The sequence below is a fragment of the Nocardioides panaciterrulae genome, assembly GCF_013409645.1.
Classification (GTDB): domain Bacteria; phylum Actinomycetota; class Actinomycetes; order Propionibacteriales; family Nocardioidaceae; genus Nocardioides; species Nocardioides panaciterrulae.
This window is the reverse complement of record NZ_JACCBG010000001.1, coordinates 2,230,001-2,247,087: the sequence shown is the minus strand read 5'-3', so window position 1 is coordinate 2,247,087 and position 17,087 is coordinate 2,230,001. Positions and strand designations below refer to the sequence as shown.

Sequence of the window (17,087 nt, the reverse complement as noted above, 5' to 3'; positions counted from 1 at the left end):
CGACCGCCTAGGGTGAACGGGTGAGCGCCGACCACCCCGACGACCCTGCCGGCCCCGACGGCCCCGACGACCTGGACCTGCTGGCCGACGGCGTGGTGGTCGCGAACGCCGAGGGCTGCGTCACCCGGGTCAACGCCGCGGCGGCGCAGATGCTGGGCCTCGACGCCCGGGCCGCCGTCGGTCGGCCCCTGCACGAGGCGTTGGCGCTGCAGGACCAGGAGGGGCGCGACTGGTGCTCCACCAACTGCCCCTACCGGGGGCTCGCCACCCGCACGGCGGTCCCCGAGCAGGCCTGGGTGCTGCCGGACGGCAACGAGGTGCTGGTCGTCGCACGCCTGCACCGGCCCTCGCTGCGCGAGCCCGTGGACCGGGTGGTGGTGAGCCTGCGCTCCGGTCGGGGCCGGGCGCGACTGGACCGGGAGCGCTCCGACCTGGTGGCGACCGTCGCGCACGAGCTGCGCTCGCCGTTGACGGGCGTCAAGGGCTTCGTCCAGGCGCTGCTCAACCGCTGGGACAAGCTCTCCGACGACCAGAAGAAGCTGATGCTGACCACGGTCAGCGCCGACTCCGACCGGCTCAGCCGCCTGATCGCGGAGCTGCTCGACGTGGCCCGCATCGACACCGGGCGGCTGCAGCTCTACCCGCGCCCGAGCGACCCGACCGTGCTGGTGGAGCGCGCCGTGGAGTCGGTGCGCACCAGCACCAGCCGCCCGATCCTGCTCGAGATGGAGCCCGCGCTGCCGGAGATCAGCGTGGATCCGGACAAGTTCACCCAGGTCGTCACCAACCTCGTCGAGAACGGCGTGCGGCACGGCGACGGCGACGTCCGGGTGGTCCTGGAGACCACCGGCGAGGGCGAGGCCGGGAGCGAGACCGGGGAGCGCGCCGTACGCCTGGTGGTCGAGGACCAGGGCGCGGGCATCCCGCCGGAGCTGCGGCGCCGGGTGTTCACGAAGTTCTGGAAGGGCGGCGCCCGCGGAGGTTCCGGCCTCGGCCTCTACATCGTCAACGGGCTGGTCCGCGCCCACGGCGGCAGCGTGGCGATCGAGGACGCCGAGGGTGGCGGCGCGCGGATCGTGCTCACCTGGCCGTGCGAGGACCGCCGGCCGTAGCCGGGCGCCGCCGGGCGAGCCCGCCCCGGCGGGGCCGAGGGACCCGGTGTGTCCGCCGCGGACAACCCGGTCGCGTGCGGTGCGGGCGGGTTCCTAGACTTGGCGCACGTCAGCCCCGCGCACCCGGTGCAGCACCAGCCCGAAAGGCAGTCCATGTCGGGACCGAACTCCCAGTACGACCCCGTCGAGGTCACCCCGCTGAAGCCCGAGGAGGTCGAGGCGGCCCGCGACGCGGCCCTGGCCGCGATCGCCGGCGCCGGTGACCTCGAGGAGCTCAAGCGGGTGCGCCTGGAGCACGCCGGGGACCGGTCGCCGCTGGCGCTGGCGAACCGCGAGATCGGCGCGCTGCCGCCGCAGGCCCGCAAGGAGGCCGGCCAGCGGGTCGGGCAGGCGCGGGGCGCGGTGAACCAGGCGCTCGCCGCGCGACAGGCGGTGCTGGAGCGGGAGCACGAGGAGCGGATGCTCGTCGAGGAGACCGTCGACGTGACGCTGCCGGTGGCCCGCAGCCCGCGTGGCGCGCGGCACCCGCTGACCACGGGGGCGGAGATGATCGCCGACATCTTCGTCTCGATGGGCTGGGAGGTCGCCGAGGGACCGGTCGTCGAGGCCGAGTGGCTGAACTTCGACGCGCTCAACCTCGGCCCGGACCACCCGGCGCGCACCATGCAGGACACGTTCTGGGTGGAGCCGGCCGAGGACCACATCGTGCTGCGCACCCAGACCTCGCCGGTGCAGGCGCGCACCATGCTGACCCGCAAGCCGCCGATCTACGTCGTCTGCCCGGGCCGCGTCTTCCGCACCGACGAGTACGACGCCACGCACTCCCCGATGTTCCACCAGGTCGAGGGCATCGTCATCGACGAGGGCATCACCCTGGCTCACCTGAAGGGCACGCTCGACCACTTCGCGGAGGCCATGTTCGGGGAGGGGATCGTGACCCGCTTCCGGCCGTCGTACTTCCCCTTCACCGAGCCGTCGGCCGAGGTCGACATGCGCTGCTTCGTCTGCCGTGGCGCCGAGGGCGCGGTCGAGTCCTGCCGCACCTGCAGGGGCGAGGGCTGGATCGAGTGGGGCGGCTGCGGCGTGGTGAACCCGCGGGTGCTGGTGGCCTGCGGCGTGGACCCCGAGCGCTACACCGGCTTCGCCTTCGGCATGGGCATCGACCGGAGCCTGATGTTCCGCACCGGTGCCACCGACCTGCGCGACTTCTTCGAGGGCGACGTGCGCTTCTCGTCCTCGTTCGGAACGGAGATCTGAATCGTGAAGGCCCCTGTCTCGTGGATTCGCGAGTACGTCGACCTGCCTGCGGAGCTGTCCGTGGAGGACCTGGCGCACGCCCTGACCGCCCTCGGCCTCAAGCTCGAGGCGCTGGAGAAGCCGGGGGAGGACATGCGGGGCCCGCTGGTCGTGGGCCGGGTGCTCACGATGGAGCCGGAGCCGCAGAAGAACGGCAAGACCATCAACTGGTGCACCGTCGACGTCGGGGACGCCAACGGCACCGGTGAGCCCCAGGGCATCGTCTGCGGCGCGCACAACTTCGCCCCCGGGGACCTCGTGGTCGTGGTGCTGCCCGGCGGGCTGCTGCCCGGCGACTTCGAGATCTCGGCCCGCAAGACCTACGGCCACGTCTCGGCCGGGATGATCTGCTCCGCGCGCGAGCTCGGCCTCGGCGACGACCACGACGGCATCATCGTGCTGCCCGAGGACGCCGGGAAGCCCGGCGACGACGCCTTCGGGCTGCTGCACCTGCGCGACGAGGTCATCGAGTTCGAGATCAACCCCGACCGCGCCTACGCCCTGTCGCTGCGTGGTGTCGCGCGCGAGGCGGCCCTGGAGTACGCCGCGGCGTACCGCGACCCGGCGCTGCGCGACACCCCCGCGCCGAACGGCGAGGGCTACCCGGTCGTGGTCGACGACCCCGCCGGCTGCCCGGTCTTCGTGACCCGGACCGTCACCGGCTTCGACCCCTCCGCGCCCACCCCGGCGTGGCTGGCGCGACGGGTCCAGCTCGCCGGCATGCGGCCGATCTCGCTGGCCGTCGACGTCACCAACTACGTGATGCTCGAGCTCGGGCAGCCGATCCACGGCTACGACGGCGACAAGCTCTCCGGCCCGATCCGGGTGCGGCGGGCCGGCGCGGGCGAACGGCTGCGCACCCTCGACGGCGTCGACCGGGAGCTCTCGGTCGAGGACCTGTTGATCACCGACGACTCCGGCCCGATCGGACTGGCGGGGGTGATGGGCGGCGAGACCACCGAGCTGTCGTCGACGACCAGCCACGTGGTCATCGAGGCCGCGCACTTCGACCCGGTGTCGATCTTCCGCACCGAGCGCCGCCACAAGCTGCCGTCGGAGGCGTCGAAGCGCTTCGAGCGCGGCGTCGACCCGACGCTGCCCGAGGCGGCCGCGGACCGGGTCGCGGAGCTGCTGGTCCGGTTCGGTGGCGGCCGGATCGAGGCCGGCGTCACCAAGGTCGGCGAGGCACCGGCCCCGCGCACGATCACCATCGGCTACGACCTGCCGGCGCGCGTGACCGGCATGGACATCCCCGCCGACGCCGTGGTCCGGCACCTGGAGTCGGTCGGCTGCGGGGTCCGTCGCGACGACACCACGCTCACCGCGGCCGTCCCGCCGTGGCGCTCCGACCTCAGCGACCCCTTCGACCTGGTCGAGGAGGTGGCGCGGATCGTGGGCTACGCCAACGTGCCGTCGGTGCTGCCGCCCGCGCCCTCCGGCGGCGGCCTGACCCGCACCCAGCGGCTGCGGCGCCGGGTGGGTCGGGCCCTGGCCGGCGCCGGTTGGGTCGAGGTGGTCAGCTTCCCGTTCGTGGGGCAGGCCGAGCTGGACGCCCTGGGCCTCGCGGCCGACGACGACCGGCGGCGGACCCTGCGGCTGGCCAACCCGCTCTCCTCCGAGCGTCCGCTGATGACCACGACGCTGCTCCCCGGCCTGCTCGAGGCGGTGGCGCGCAACGCCGGCCGCGGCACCAGCGACGTCGCCCTCTTCGAAGCGGCGACCGTCACGCTGCCGCGCGGCGGTCAGGGTGCGGCGATCCTGCCGGTCGACCGGCGCCCGTCCGAGGGGGAGTACGCCGACCTGCTCAAGGCGCTGCCCGAGCAGCCGTGGCACCTGGCCGTGGTCGGCTCCGGCGAGCGACTGCCCTCCGGTTGGTGGGGCAAGGGCCGGCACGTCGACTGGTCCGACGCCGTCGCCGCGGTGCAGGAGGTGGCCGCCGCGCTCGGTGTCCGCGTCGAGGTCTCGGCAGACTCGGTCGCCCCCTGGCACCCCGGCCGCTGTGCCCGGTTGTCGGTGGGCGAGGTCGTGCTCGGCCACGCCGGCGAGCTGCACCCCCGGGTCTGCGCCGCCTACGGCGTCCCGGCCCGCACGGTCGCAGCCGAGATCGACCTCGACCGGCTGATGGAACTGGCCCCCGAGGCGGTCCTCGCCCCGTCGTACTCCTCCTTCCCGGTGGCCAAGGAGGACGTGGCGCTCGTCGTCGACGCCTCGGTGCCGGCCGCCGAGGTCGAGGCTGCGCTCCGCGACGGCGCCGGTGAGCTCCTGGAGTCGATCCGGCTCTTCGACGTCTACACCGGCGAGCAGGTCGCCGAGGGCCACAAGTCACTCGCGTTCGCGCTGCGCTTCCGGGCGCCGGACCGCACCCTCACCGAGGAGGAGACCGCCGCGGCCCGGGACGCCGCCGTCGCCGAGGCGGCTCGGCGCTGCGGCGCCGTGCAGCGGGCCTGACCGCCGCCGGCCGACCCGGGTCTGCTTCGACGTCCCGGGGGAGGAGCCGGCTCGTGCGTCCAGGCTGCGGAATGGCGACAATCCGCAGCTTTCCGGGCCGAGATCGTGCGGTCTGTCGCCATTCGTTGGCGGGGTGTGGCTGGGGCCGGGAGACGGACGCAGCCGCTCAGGTCGCGGCGACCGGTCTGCGGAATGGTGACAGTCCGCAGACCTGTGCCCACCGAGTTGCGGACTGGCGACAATCCGCAACTTTCCGGGCCGAGATCATGCGGTTTGTCGCCATTCGTTGCCGGGGCGTGGCTGGGGACCGGGAGCCGGACGCAGCCGCTGGGTCAGTGGCGACCGGATTGCGGAATGGTGACAGTCCGCAGACCTGGGCCCCCCGAGCTGCGGAATGGCGACAGTCCGCAACGAGCCCACCCGAGGCCGCGCGGCCGCCCTCAGCCGCCCTCAGCTGACCCGAGCCGGCCTCAGGTGATCGGGTGGTTGACCGCCAGCCGGAAGTGGTCGTAGACCGCCTTGTCGCCGGTCACGTGGATCTCGCTGTCGTCGCCGCGGCGCCACAGCCAGGCGTCGACGGCGCCGGCGGGTCCGCTCACGCACGCGTCCGGCTCGACACCGGGGTCGGCGACCACATGGATGTCGTCCTCGTCGTGGTGCACGTCGTCCTCGGGGTTGGTGCCGGTGAACCGCCCGATCTGCACCCACAACGACTCGCCGACGTCGCGGAGGTCCAGGCGCACGTGGTGGGGGAGCCCGTGGAACTCGCCCCACGGCGGGCACCCGCCGAACATCACCTCGAGGCACTCCAGCACGCCGTCGGCGGCCAGCAGCGGGTCGAACGGCGTGACCGAGCCGGCCGCCTGCTCGGCGTCGAGGCGGTGGATCAGCGCCTCGTGCGCCTGCCGCCGGTGGATGAACCCGACGGTCTGGTCCTCGGCCCAGGTCCACGCCTTCTCGGAGGGGTCGGCGGACCCCAGGTGCGTCGCCAGCTCGCCCGACCAGTCGTCGAAGGCGGCCAGCAGCCCGTCGTACGACGTGGGCCGCGACGGCCCCTCGTCGTCCTTGCCGGGCGCGTCGGGGCGGGTCCGGACCGTCTTCGCCCAGAACCACTGCACCTCCGCGAGGTGCCAGAGCAGGTCGGAGGCATTCCAACCGGGACATCCGGGTATACGTGCCCCAGGAGGGCAGGAGGCGAGCACGTCCCGGAAGCGCCGGGACTCCGTGCGGAGGTGGCGGACGTAGTCAGCGGTGTCGAGGTGGACCATGACGGCACGCTAGTCGCCGCTCCCGACACCCGACAGGGTTCGAAGGTCCCCCGGTTGCACATGGACATACGGTCTCCTGTATGGTCATACACATGACGAGGAAACGCGTCGCCGTCGCCGGCGCCAGCGGGTACGCCGGGGGCGAGCTGCTCCGGCACCTGCTCGCCCATCCCGAGGTGGAGATCGGGGCGCTCACGGGCGCCTCCAACGCCGGGCAGGCCCTCGGGTCGCTCCAGCCGCACCTGCTGCCGCTGGCCGACCGGGTGCTGGAACCGACGAACCTCGACACCCTCGCCGGCCACGACGTGGTCTTCCTGGCACTGCCGCACGGCCAGTCCGGGGCGATCGCCGCCGAGCTGGGCGACGACGTCGTCGTGGTCGACTGCGGCGCCGACTTCCGGCTCGCCGACCCGGCCGCCTGGGAGCGGTTCTACGGCGGTGACCACGCCGGCACCTGGCCCTACGGCCTCCCCGAGCTGCCCGGCCAGCGCGACCGGCTGCGCGGCGCGACCCGCGTCGCGGTGCCCGGCTGCTACCCCACGGTCTCCACGCTCACCCTCGCCCCCGCGGTCGCGGCCGGCATCGTCGAGCCCGACGTCGTGGTCGTGGCCGCCTCCGGCACCAGCGGCGCCGGCAAGGCCGCCAAGGCGCACCTGCTCGGCAGCGAGGTGATGGGCAACGCCAGTGCCTACGGCGTCGGCGGGACCCACCGGCACACTCCGGAGATCACCCAGAACCTCTCCTCGCTCGTCGGCGGCACCGTGGCGGTGAGCTTCACGCCGGTGCTGGTCCCCATGCCCCGCGGCATCCTGGCGACCTGCTCGGCCCCGCTCGCCCGCGACCTCGCCGGCGGCCTGACCGCCGAGGAGGCCCACGAGCTCTACGCCAAGGCGTACGCCGACGAGCCGTTCGTGCACGTCCTGCCCCCGGACCAGTGGCCGCAGACCAAGTCGGTCATCGGCTCCAACGCCGTGCACGTCCAGGTCACCGTGGACGAGGCGGCCGGCCGGCTGGTGGCCGTGGGCGCCGTGGACAACCTGGCCAAGGGCACGGCGGGCGCCGCCGTGCAGTGCATGAACCTCGCCCTGGGCCTCGACGAGGGCCTGGGCCTGACCACCGTAGGGATCGCCCCGTGAAGCTGAGCCGCTACCCCGAGACCCTGGCCGTCGTCCGACTCGGCCCCGGCTCGGAGGTCCCGGGCTGGGCGGAGTCCTCCTCGATCTTCTCGGTCACCGCCACCGCCACCGAGACCTCGGTCGTCTGCGCCGCCCGCAGCGTCCCGACCAAGGCCGCGGCCCGGCGCCCGCTCACCGCCTTCGAGGTCGAGGGGCCGCGCGACCTCGCGCTGACCGGCGTGCTGGCCGGGCTGCTCGCCCCGCTCGCCGAGGCGGAGATCAGCGTCTTCGCGCTCTCGACGTACGACACCGAGTGGCTGCTCGTCCCGGGCGCCGACGCCGAGCGCGCCACCGAGGCGTGGCGCGACGCCGGCCACGAGGTCGTCGCTGCCGTGCCGGTCTCCCCGGCTGGCGCCACCGGCGGCAAGTCCAGCCACCCGCGCAGCGGAAAGGGTTCGAAGAAGTGAGCGTGACCAGTCCCCAGGGCTTCCGGGCCGCCGGTGTGTCCGCCGGCCTGAAGTCCACCGGCGCGAAGGACCTCGCGCTGGTCGTGAACGACGGCCCGGCCTACGACTCGGCGAGCGTGTTCACCAGCAACCGGTGCAAGGCCAACCCGATCCTGTGGAGCCAGGAGGTGGTGAAGGACGGCACCGTCCGCGCGATCGTCCTGAACTCCGGCGGCGCCAACTGCTACACCGGGGCCGAGGGCTTCCAGACCACCCACGCGGTGGCCGAGCAGGTCGCCGCGCGTGTCGGCATCGGAGCGGGCGACGTCGTCGTCTGCTCCACCGGCCTGATCGGGCTGGCCAATCCGCGGCAGAACCTGCTCGACGGCGTCGACGCCGCGCACGCGGCCCTGGACGGATCCGGCGGCGCGGCCGCGGCCGAGGCGATCATGACCACTGACAGCGTGAGCAAGCAGGTGGTGGTCGAGGGCGCCGGCTGGTCGATCGGCGGCATGGCCAAGGGCGCCGGCATGCTGGCACCGCAGCTGGCCACGATGCTGGTCGTGCTCACCACCGATGCGCTCGTGCCCCACGAGGACCTCGATGCCGCACTGCGCGCGGCGACCCGGGTGAGCTTCGACCGGCTCGACTCCGACGGCTGCATGTCCACCAACGACACCGTCACGGTCATGGCCAGCGGCGCCAGCGGGATCACCCCCAGCCTCGACGACTTCACCGCGGCGCTCACCCAGGCCTGCACCGACCTGGCGATGCAGCTGCTCAAGGACGCCGAGGGCGCCGACCACGAGATCGCGATCACCGTGCTGAACGCGGCGAGCGAGGACGACGCGGTCACCGTCGGCCGCAGCGTGGCCCGCAGCAACCTGTTCAAGGCCGCGGTCTTCGGCAAGGACCCCAACTGGGGACGGGTGCTCGCGAGCATCGGCACCACCGACGCGGTCTTCGACCCCGCCGACCTCGACGTCGCGATGAACGGGGTGTGGGTGTGCCGGCAGTCCACCCCGCACGACGATCCCGCCACGGTCGACCTCGAGCCCCGGGAGGTCAGCGTGACCATCGACCTGAAGTCCGGCACCGAGCGCGCCACGGTCTGGACCAACGACCTCACCCACGCCTACGTCCACGAGAACAGCGCGTACTCCTCATGAGCCATCCTGCGACCGATCCCGCCAACATGGTCTTCAGCGAGGTCCCGCCCGCGGACCCGGACAAGGCCTCGGTGCTGGCCGGGGCGCTGCCCTGGCTGAAGCGCTACCACGGCAAGGTCGTGGTGGTGAAGTACGGCGGCAACGCGATGACCGACGACACCCTCAAGCGGGCGTTCGCCGAGGACATCGCGTTCCTCCGCTTCGCCGGCTTCAAGCCGGTGGTCGTGCACGGCGGCGGCCCGCAGATCTCCACGATGCTCGACAAGCTGGGGATCGAGTCGGAGTTCCGCGGCGGCCTGCGCGTCACCACCCCCGAGGCGATGGACGTCGTCCGGATGGTCCTCGTCGGCCAGGTCCAGCGTGAGCTTGTCGGGCTGATCAACGAGCACGGGCCGCTCGCGGTCGGCATGTCCGGCGAGGACGCCGGTCTGTTCACCGCGGAGCCCACGAACACGATCATCGACGGCGAGGAGGTGGACCTCGGCCTGGTCGGCGAGGTCGCCAAGGTCCGGCCGGAAGCGGTGCTCGACATCATCGAGGCCGGCCGCATCCCCGTGGTCTCCTCGGTCGCCCCGGACGTGCAGGGCGCCGTCCACAACGTCAACGCCGACACCGCCGCGGCGGCGCTCGCCGTGGCCCTCGGCGCCGAGAAGCTGCTGGTCCTCACCGACGTCGAGGGCCTCTACCGCGACTGGCCCGACAGCGACGACGTGATCTACGAGATCAGCCCCGAGACCCTCGGCGAGCTGCTTCCGGCGCTGGCCAGCGGGATGGTCCCGAAGATGGAGGCGTGCCGCAAGGCCGTGGCCGAGGGGGTGCCGCGGGCGACCGTCGTCGACGGTCGCGAGCCCCACGCGGTGCTGCTCGAGCTGTTCACCGACGAGGGCGTCGGCACGCAGGTGCTCCCCGGCGTCGACACCAAGATCCGCAAGGCCCGGCAGAAAGCGGTGGTCAAGTGAGCCCGACCGATGCGAGCAGCTCCGACATCCAGGAGCGCTACGCCGCGTCCCTGATGAACACCTTCGGCCCCCCGAAGCTGGCCCTGGTCCGGGGCAAGGGCGCCCACGTCTGGGACGCCGACGGGCGGGAGTACGTCGACCTGCTCGGCGGCATCGCCGTGAACGCGCTCGGGCACGCCCACCCGGCCCTGGTCCAGGCGGTGTGCGAGCAGCTCGGCACGCTGGGCCACGTCTCGAACTTCTTCACCACCGAGCAGCAGGTCGGGCTCGCCGAGAAGCTCCTGCAGGTCCTCGACGCCGGGCCCGGCAAGGTGTTCTTCACCAACTCCGGCACCGAGGCCAACGAGGCCGCGTTCAAGCTGACCCGCCGCACCGGCCGCACCCACGTGGTGGCCGCCCAGGGCGGGTTCCACGGTCGCACGATGGGCGCGCTCGCGCTCACCTCCAAGGAGGCCTACCGCACGCCGTTCGAGCCGCTGCCCGGCGAGGTCACCTTCGTGCCGTACGGCGACGCCGACGCGCTCGCCGCCGCCGTGACCGACCGGACGGCCGCCGTCCTGCTCGAGCCGATCCAGGGTGAGGCGGGCGTGGTCGTCCCGCCGGCCGGGTACCTGGCCGCGGCCCGCGAGGTCGCGAACGCGCACGGTGCCCTGCTGTGGATCGACGAGGTGCAGACCGGCATCGGCCGCACCGGCCGGTGGTTCGCGTTCCAGGAGGCCGGGATCACCCCCGACGTCGTGACCGTCGCCAAGGGCCTGGCCGGCGGCTACCCGATCGGTGCCTGCCTCGCGCTCGGCGCGGCCGCGGACCTGCTGCAGCCCGGCAACCACGGCACCACCTTCGGCGGCAACCCGGTCGCCTGCGCGGCGGCGCTGGCGGTCATCGACGTGATCGAGGCCGAGGGCCTGCTCGAGCAGGTCACGGACCTCGGCGCGCACCTGCGCGCCGGCCTGGCCGCCGACCCGCGCGTCACCGAGGTGCGCGGCGCCGGGCTGCTGATCGGGCTCGACCTGACCGCCGAGAGGTCCGCGGAGGTCACCGCTGCGGCGCTCGAGCACGGCTTCATCATCAACAACCCCACGCCGGGGCGGATCCGGCTCGCGCCGCCCCTGGTGCTCACCCGTGAGGACGCCGACGCGTTCCTGGCCGCCTGGCCGGCGATCCTCGACCAAGGCCTGGGGGAGACCACGTGATCCGGCACCTGCTCCGCGACGACGACCTGTCCCCGGATGAGCAGCGGCAGGTGCTCGACCTCGCGGTGCGGCTCAAGGCCGCGCCGTACGACGCTCGCGCGCTCGCGGGCCCCCGCACCGTCGCGATGATCTTCGACAAGCCGACCCTGCGCACCCAGGCGTCGTTCGCCGCGGGCATCGCCGAGCTGGGCGGCCACCCGATGCTGGTCGACGGCAGCCTGGCCGGCATCGGCGTCCGCGAGTCCGTCGAGGACGTGGCCCGCATCCTCGGCCGCCAGGCCTCGGTCGTGGTCTGGCGGACCTTCGCGCAGGCCGACCTGGAGACCATGGCGGCGTACGCCGGGGTCCCGGTGGTCAACGCCCTGACCGACGAGTTCCACCCCTGCCAGCTGCTCGCCGACCTGCTCACCGTGCGCGAGCACAAGGGTGACCTGGCCGGACGGACCGTCGCGTTCGTCGGTGACGGCGCCTGCAACATGGGCAACTCCTGGTTGCTCGCCGCCGCCACGGCCGGCATGCATGTGCGGGTGAGCGCCCCGGAGGGCTACCTCCCCGACGCCTCGGTGGCCGAGCGGGCCTGCGGCATCGCCGCGGACACCGGGGGCTCCGTGGAGCTCACGGCCGACCCCCGGGACGCGGTGGCCGGCGCCGACGTCGTGGTCACCGACACCTGGGTCTCGATGGGCAAGGAGGCCGAGGCCGCCGAGCGGGCCGAGGTGTTCGGGGCCTGGCGGGTCACCGGGGAGCTGATGTCCGCCGCCGCCCCCGACGCGATCGTCATGCACTGCCTGCCGGCCTACCGCGGCCGGGAGATCGACGCCGACGTGCTCGAGGGCCCGCAGAGCGTCGTGTGGGACGAGGCCGAGAACCGGCGGCACGCGCAGAAGGCGCTGCTGGCGTTCCTGCTCGAGCAGTCCGCGGGGCAGCGGCGATGAGCGACGCCTCGCTGCGCCCCACCACCAAGAACGCCCGGCACCGCCGGATCGTCGAGCTGGTGACCCAGCACGAGGTCCGGTCCCAGACCGAGCTCGCCGAGCTGCTGGCCGAGGGCGGCGTCCGGGTCACCCAGGCGACCCTGTCCCGCGACCTGCTCGAGCTCGACGCGGTGAAGATCCGCACCCAGTCCGGAGCGTTGGTCTACGCGGTGCCCGCCGAGGGCGGGGACCGCCGGCCGGTCGCTCCCAGCGAGAGCGCGGCCGCCACCCACCGCCTGGGCCGGATGTGCAGCGAGCTGCTCGTGAGTGCGGAGGCCAGCGCCAACATGGTCGTGCTGCGCACGCCGCCCGGCGCCGCCCAGTTCCTCGCCTCGTCGTTCGACCGGGCCGAGCTGCCCGACCTGCTCGGCACCGTCGCCGGCGACGACACCGTGCTGCTGATCAGCCGGCACCCCACCGGCGGCGACGCGCTGGCCCGACGAATCCTGGCGCTGGCCGACGCCCACGTCCCGCCGCCGCCCTGATCCCCGAGCGAACCAACCCCTGACCCGGTGGCCGGGCCCGCCCCGCCACCACCCCCCGAACGCGGAGGAAGTTGTTGTGAGCAAGGTCCTGACCTCCCTGCCCAAGGGTGAGCGCGTCGGCATCGCGTTCTCCGGCGGGCTCGACACCTCGGTGGCCGTCGCGTGGATGCGCGACAAGGGCGCCGTCCCGTGCACCTACACCGCCGACATCGGCCAGTACGACGAGCCGGACGTCTCGGGCGTGCCCGAGCGCGCCCTGCAGTACGGCGCCGAGCTCGCGCGCGCCGTCGACTGCCGGCGCCCGCTCGTGGAGGAGGGCCTGGCCGCGCTGGCCTGCGGCGCGTTCCACATCCGCTCCGGCGGCCGGGCCTACTTCAACACCACCCCGCTCGGACGCGCGGTGACCGGCACCATGCTGGTGCGCGCCATGCACGAGGACCACGTCGACATCTGGGGCGACGGGTCGACGTTCAAGGGCAACGACATCGAGCGGTTCTACCGCTACGGGCTGCTCGCCAACCCCGAGCTGCGCATCTACAAGCCCTGGCTGGACGCGGACTTCGTCGCTGAGCTCGGCGGCCGTGCGGAGATGAGCCAGTGGCTCACCGAGCACGGCCTGCCGTACCGCGACAGCTCGGAGAAGGCGTACTCCACCGACGCCAACATCTGGGGCGCCACCCACGAGGCCAAGACCCTCGAGCACCTCGACGTCTCGCTGGAGACCGTCGAGCCGATCATGGGCGTGAAGTTCTGGGACCCGGCGGTGGACATCGCCACCGAGGACGTCACGATCCGCTTCGAGGCGGGCCGTCCGGTCGCGATCAACGGCACCGACTACGCCGACCCGGTGGCGCTGGTCCACGAGGCCAACGTGATCGGCGGCCGCCACGGGCTGGGCATGTCCGACCAGATCGAGAACCGGATCATCGAGGCCAAGTCGCGCGGCATCTACGAGGCGCCGGCGATGGGGCTGCTCTGGATCGCCTACGAGCGGCTGCTCAACGCGGTCCACAACGAGGACACGATCGCGAACTACCACGCCGAGGGCCGGCGCCTCGGCGTGCTCCTCTACCAGGGCCGCTGGCTCGACCCGCAGGCGCTGATGCTGCGCGAGTCGATCCAGCGCTGGATCGCCTCGCTGGTGACCGGTGAGGTGACGCTCCGGCTGCGCCGCGGGGAGGACTACACGATCCTGCGCACGTCCGGCCAGCACTTCTCCTACCACCCGGACAAGCTGTCGATGGAGCGCACCGACAACGCCGCGTTCGGCCCGACCGACCGGATCGGTCAGCTCACCATGCGCAACCTCGACATCGCCGACTCGCGCGACAAGCTCGAGGCGTACGCCGCGCAGCCGCTGGACCAGGGCCAGGTCCTCGTCGAGCACGGGACCCTGTACGGCGAGCTCGAGCCCGGCGGCGCGGACCGGATCACCAGCAACCCGGCGGCCGCGGGCGAGCCCAGCGAGGAGGCGCTCGACCACGCCGCCATGGAGGCCGGCACCGACTGATGACCCCCGTCGAGCGCGTCACCGCCCGGGTGCTCCCGGTCGACCCGGGCGGCGAGGTCCTGCTGCTGCAGGCGCAGGACCCCGCCCGGCCCGGCGACCTGCACTGGGTCTCGGTGGGCGGGGCGCTGGACCCGGGGGAGACCCACGTCGACGCGGCGCTGCGGGAGCTGCGCGAGGAGACCGGCGTGGTCGCGGCGGCGGAGGCGTTGACCGGGCCCGTGCACGTCGGCTCGCACGCCTTCTCCTGGGACGGGGTCGCCTACCTCAACCGCTCGACGTTCTTCGCGCTGCCGCTGCCGCGCGACACCGCGGTGAGCCTGGACCACCTGGAGCCGGCCGAGGTCGGTAACGTCCTCGGTGCCCGCTGGTGGACCCCCGAGGCGCTCGCGGCCGAGGGGAACGCCGCCTCCCCGGACCTCCCCGACATCATGATCGCCGCGATCGCCGCGGTGAGAGGAGAAGCTTTCGCGTGAGCACCACCAGCAGGGGCACCAACACCGGCAAGCTGTGGGGCGGCCGCTTCGCCGGCGGTCCGTCGCCGGAGCTCGAGGCGTTGTCGCGCTCGACGCACTTCGACTGGCGGCTGACGCCCTACGACCTCGCCGGGTCGCACGCCCACGCCAACGTGCTGCACGGCGCCGGGCTGCTCAGCGACGACGAGCTCGCCGAGCTGCACCGTGGCCTGGCGGCGCTGGGGGAGCGGTACGCCGCCGGCACGCTGCTCCCGGACCCCACGGACGAGGACGTCCACGGCGCCCTCGAGCGGCTGCTGCTCGAGGAGGTCGGCCCGGAGGTGGGTGGCCGGCTGCGCGCCGGGCGCAGCCGCAACGACCAGGTGGCGACCCTGTTCAAGTCGTTCCTGCGCGACCATGCCGACACCATCGGGGGCCTGGTGCTCGACCTCGTCGACGCCCTCGCCGCCCAGGCGGCGGCGCACCTCGCGCCCGGCCGGACGAGCATCATGCCCGGCCGCACCCACCTGCAGCACGCCCAGCCGGTGCTGCTGGCCCACCACCTGCTCGCGCACGCCTGGCCGCTGTTGCGCGACGTCGACCGGTTGCACGACTGGGACGCCCGGGTCGCCGCGGACTCGCCGTACGGCGCGGGGGCGCTGGCCGGCTCCAGCCTGGGGCTGGACCCGGAGGCGGTCGCCGCCGAGCTGGGCTTCACGGGCTCGACGCCGAACTCGATCGACGGCACGGCCGCGCGCGACTTCGTCGCGGAGTTCGCGTTCGTGACCGCGATGATCGGAGTCGACGTCAGCCGGCTCGCCGAGGAGGTCATCCTCTGGTCGACCCGGGAGTTCGGCTTCGTGACGCTGCACGACTCCTGGTCCACGGGGTCGAGCATCATGCCGCAGAAGAAGAACCCGGACATCCCGGAGCTCGCCCGCGGCAAGGCCGGCCGGCTGATCGGCAACCTCGCCGGGTTGCTGGCGACCCTGAAGGCGCTGCCGCTGGCCTACAACCGGGACCTGCAGGAGGACAAGGAGCCGGTCTTCGACTCGGTGGACACGCTGGAAGTGCTGCTGCCCGCGTTCACCGGCCTGGTCGCGACGCTGACCTTCCACGCCGACCGGATGGCCGAGCTCGCGCCCCAGGGCTTCTCGCTGGCCACCGACGTCGCCGAGTGGCTGGTCCGCGAGGGCACGCCGTTCCGGGTCGCCCACGAGGTGGCCGGTGCGTGCGTGCGGCGCTGCGAGGAGCTGGGCATCGAGCTGGACCAGCTCACCGACGAGCAGTTCCGCGAGATCTCGCCGGCGCTGACCCCCGGCGTGCGTGAGGTCCTCACCGCGGAGGGCTCGGTCGCCTCGCGCAACGGTCGCGGTGGCACCGCTCCGGACCGCGTGCGCGAGCAGCTCGACGAGCTGCGGGCCCGGGCCGCCGACGTCCGCCGGCGGCTGACGGGAGCCGACGGTGGCGCGCACCACTGAGCTGCGCGACGTCCTCGCCGGGCCGGTCCTGGACGTCGCGCCGCGGCTGCTCGGCGCGGTGCTGCGGCACGGTGAGGTGGCGGTGCGGCTGACCGAGGTGGAGGCGTACGACGGGGAGAACGACCCCGGCTCCCACGCCTTCCGCGGCCCGACCCGCCGCAACGCGACGATGTTCGGACCGCCCGGGCACCTCTACTGCTACTTCACCTACGGCATGCACGTGTGCTGCAACGTGGTCTGCGGCGCCGAGGGCCGCGCCGGCGCCGTGCTGGTGCGCGCCGGCGAGGTCGTCGAGGGGATCGAGCTGGCGCGGGCCCGCCGGGCGGGCGCCTCCGACCGGGACCTGGCCCGCGGCCCGGCCCGGCTGTGCCGGGCCCTCGGCCTCGACCTCGGCCACGACGGCGTCGACCTGACCGCCGGTGCGGTGCGCCTGACCCTGGGGGAGCCGCTCGCCGAGGTCTCGACCGGGCCGCGGGTGGGCCTGCGGGGCGCGCCCGACCGGCCCTGGCGGTTCTGGGCGACGGGGGAGCGCAGCGTCTCGGCCTACCGCCCCGCCAAGCGGCTGCCCGGCCGGGACTGAGACCTCCCCACTCCCCGCAGACGGCCCCGCGATCGGCCCCCCGAGCGGCCCCGGCAACCGATTTTGGACATGCGGCGGGCCGCTGCTACTGTTCTTCTCGTCGCGGCAAGCGGCTCCCACAGACAGCCGAGAGGCAAAGATCGGTGGGTGTTGCGTGCCCCGGCCAGAGACCTCCTCAGGAGGATCCGGACCCCGCAGCTGCCAAGTTGACGGACACAGATCCTCCCGGTAAGTTTCTGCAGGTTGCCCCGCCGCCAGGCCCGACAGGGTCCGGGACGGTGTGCGTCTGATTCTTGAGAACTCAACAGTGTGTCATAGTCGACGAATTAGTTTGTTATGCCCCGTGTTCTGTGGTCTTTTGGTCATGGGATTCGGATTTCTTTGGTGAGACGATAATTCTGACATTGTCAGTTTTGTTCTCTTGTCAGGCATCTCTTTTTCTCATCACTGGCTTGGTTGTTGGTGGTGGGTGTTGTTTTTCAACGGAGAGTTTGATCCTGGCTCAGGACGAACGCTGGCGGCGTGCTTAACACATGCAAGTCGAGCGGAAAGGCCTCTTCGGGGGTACTCGAGCGGCGAACGGGTGAGTAACACGTGAG

The 17,087-nt window shown here is 73.1% G+C and carries 15 protein-coding genes and 1 rRNA gene (1 of these 16 cut by a window edge); 15 read left to right on the top strand and 1 reads right to left on the bottom strand.

Annotated features, from left to right (window positions below):
• Window positions 1–20: 20 nt before the first annotated feature.
• The 3 genes from BJZ21_RS10550 (at window position 21) to pheT (ending at window position 4,856) form a co-directional block, all read left to right on the top strand.
• Window positions 21–1,112, top strand: a complete 1,092-nt coding sequence (locus BJZ21_RS10550; protein ID WP_343052092.1) for a sensor histidine kinase — start codon at window positions 21–23, stop codon at window positions 1,110–1,112.
• Window positions 1,113–1,265: 153 nt separating this feature from the next.
• Window positions 1,266–2,369 carry a phenylalanine--tRNA ligase subunit alpha gene (gene pheS, locus BJZ21_RS10545; RefSeq protein ID WP_179663708.1) on the top strand — a complete coding sequence of 368 codons (1,104 nt, stop codon included), beginning with the start codon at window positions 1,266–1,268 and terminating at the stop codon, window positions 2,367–2,369.
• 3 nt (window positions 2,370–2,372) lie between these two features.
• Window positions 2,373–4,856, top strand: a complete 2,484-nt coding sequence (gene pheT, locus BJZ21_RS10540; protein ID WP_179663707.1) for a phenylalanine--tRNA ligase subunit beta — start codon at window positions 2,373–2,375, stop codon at window positions 4,854–4,856.
• Window positions 4,857–5,326: 470 nt separating this feature from the next.
• Here the strand turns inward: pheT and BJZ21_RS10535 are convergent, their stop codons facing one another.
• On the bottom strand, window positions 5,327–6,124 hold the full coding sequence (locus tag BJZ21_RS10535) for a maleylpyruvate isomerase family mycothiol-dependent enzyme (protein WP_179663706.1): 798 nt from the start codon (window positions 6,122–6,124) through the stop codon (window positions 5,327–5,329).
• 92 nt (window positions 6,125–6,216) lie between these two features.
• Between BJZ21_RS10535 and argC the strand changes: the two genes are divergently transcribed.
• The 12 genes from argC to BJZ21_RS10475 form a co-directional block, all read left to right on the top strand.
• Window positions 6,217–7,260 carry an N-acetyl-gamma-glutamyl-phosphate reductase gene (gene argC / locus BJZ21_RS10530; protein ID WP_179663705.1) on the top strand — a complete coding sequence of 348 codons (1,044 nt, stop codon included), beginning with the start codon at window positions 6,217–6,219 and terminating at the stop codon, window positions 7,258–7,260.
• Entirely contained in the window at window positions 7,257–7,706 is a 450-nt protein-coding gene (locus BJZ21_RS10525; RefSeq protein ID WP_179663704.1) for an ACT domain-containing protein, read from the top strand. Before argC ends, BJZ21_RS10525 begins: the two co-directional genes overlap by 4 nt.
• Complete coding sequence (gene argJ, locus BJZ21_RS10520) at window positions 7,703–8,854, top strand: bifunctional glutamate N-acetyltransferase/amino-acid acetyltransferase ArgJ (RefSeq protein WP_179663703.1); 1,152 nt, start codon at window positions 7,703–7,705, stop codon at window positions 8,852–8,854. The genes BJZ21_RS10525 and argJ overlap by 4 nt, the downstream gene beginning before the upstream one ends.
• Window positions 8,855–8,880: 26 nt before the next feature.
• Window positions 8,881–9,813: an acetylglutamate kinase gene (argB, locus tag BJZ21_RS10515; RefSeq protein WP_179665641.1), complete on the top strand. Its 933-nt coding sequence runs from the start codon at window positions 8,881–8,883 to the stop codon at window positions 9,811–9,813.
• On the top strand, window positions 9,810–11,006 hold the full coding sequence (locus BJZ21_RS10510) for an acetylornithine transaminase (protein WP_343052091.1): 1,197 nt from the start codon (window positions 9,810–9,812) through the stop codon (window positions 11,004–11,006). Before argB ends, BJZ21_RS10510 begins: the two co-directional genes overlap by 4 nt.
• Window positions 11,003–11,941 carry an ornithine carbamoyltransferase gene (argF, locus tag BJZ21_RS10505; RefSeq protein WP_179663702.1) on the top strand — a complete coding sequence of 313 codons (939 nt, stop codon included), beginning with the start codon at window positions 11,003–11,005 and terminating at the stop codon, window positions 11,939–11,941. The genes BJZ21_RS10510 and argF overlap by 4 nt, the downstream gene beginning before the upstream one ends.
• Complete coding sequence (locus tag BJZ21_RS10500; protein ID WP_179663700.1) at window positions 11,938–12,465, top strand: arginine repressor; 528 nt, start codon at window positions 11,938–11,940, stop codon at window positions 12,463–12,465. Before argF ends, BJZ21_RS10500 begins: the two co-directional genes overlap by 4 nt.
• A 76-nt stretch (window positions 12,466–12,541) precedes the next feature.
• On the top strand, window positions 12,542–13,975 hold the full coding sequence (argG, locus tag BJZ21_RS10495) for an argininosuccinate synthase (RefSeq protein ID WP_179663698.1): 1,434 nt from the start codon (window positions 12,542–12,544) through the stop codon (window positions 13,973–13,975).
• A complete protein-coding gene (locus tag BJZ21_RS10490; RefSeq protein WP_179663696.1) occupies window positions 13,975–14,448 on the top strand; it encodes an NUDIX hydrolase in 474 nt (157 codons plus the stop codon). The genes argG and BJZ21_RS10490 overlap by 1 nt, the downstream gene beginning before the upstream one ends.
• A complete protein-coding gene (gene argH, locus BJZ21_RS10485; protein ID WP_179663694.1) occupies window positions 14,445–15,908 on the top strand; it encodes an argininosuccinate lyase in 1,464 nt (487 codons plus the stop codon). The genes BJZ21_RS10490 and argH overlap by 4 nt, the downstream gene beginning before the upstream one ends.
• Window positions 15,892–16,488 carry a DNA-3-methyladenine glycosylase gene (locus tag BJZ21_RS10480; RefSeq protein ID WP_343052090.1) on the top strand — a complete coding sequence of 199 codons (597 nt, stop codon included), beginning with the start codon at window positions 15,892–15,894 and terminating at the stop codon, window positions 16,486–16,488. The genes argH and BJZ21_RS10480 overlap by 17 nt, the downstream gene beginning before the upstream one ends.
• 479 nt (window positions 16,489–16,967) lie before the next feature.
• A 16S ribosomal RNA gene (locus tag BJZ21_RS10475) occupies window positions 16,968–17,087 on the top strand (it continues 1,398 nt past the right edge of the window).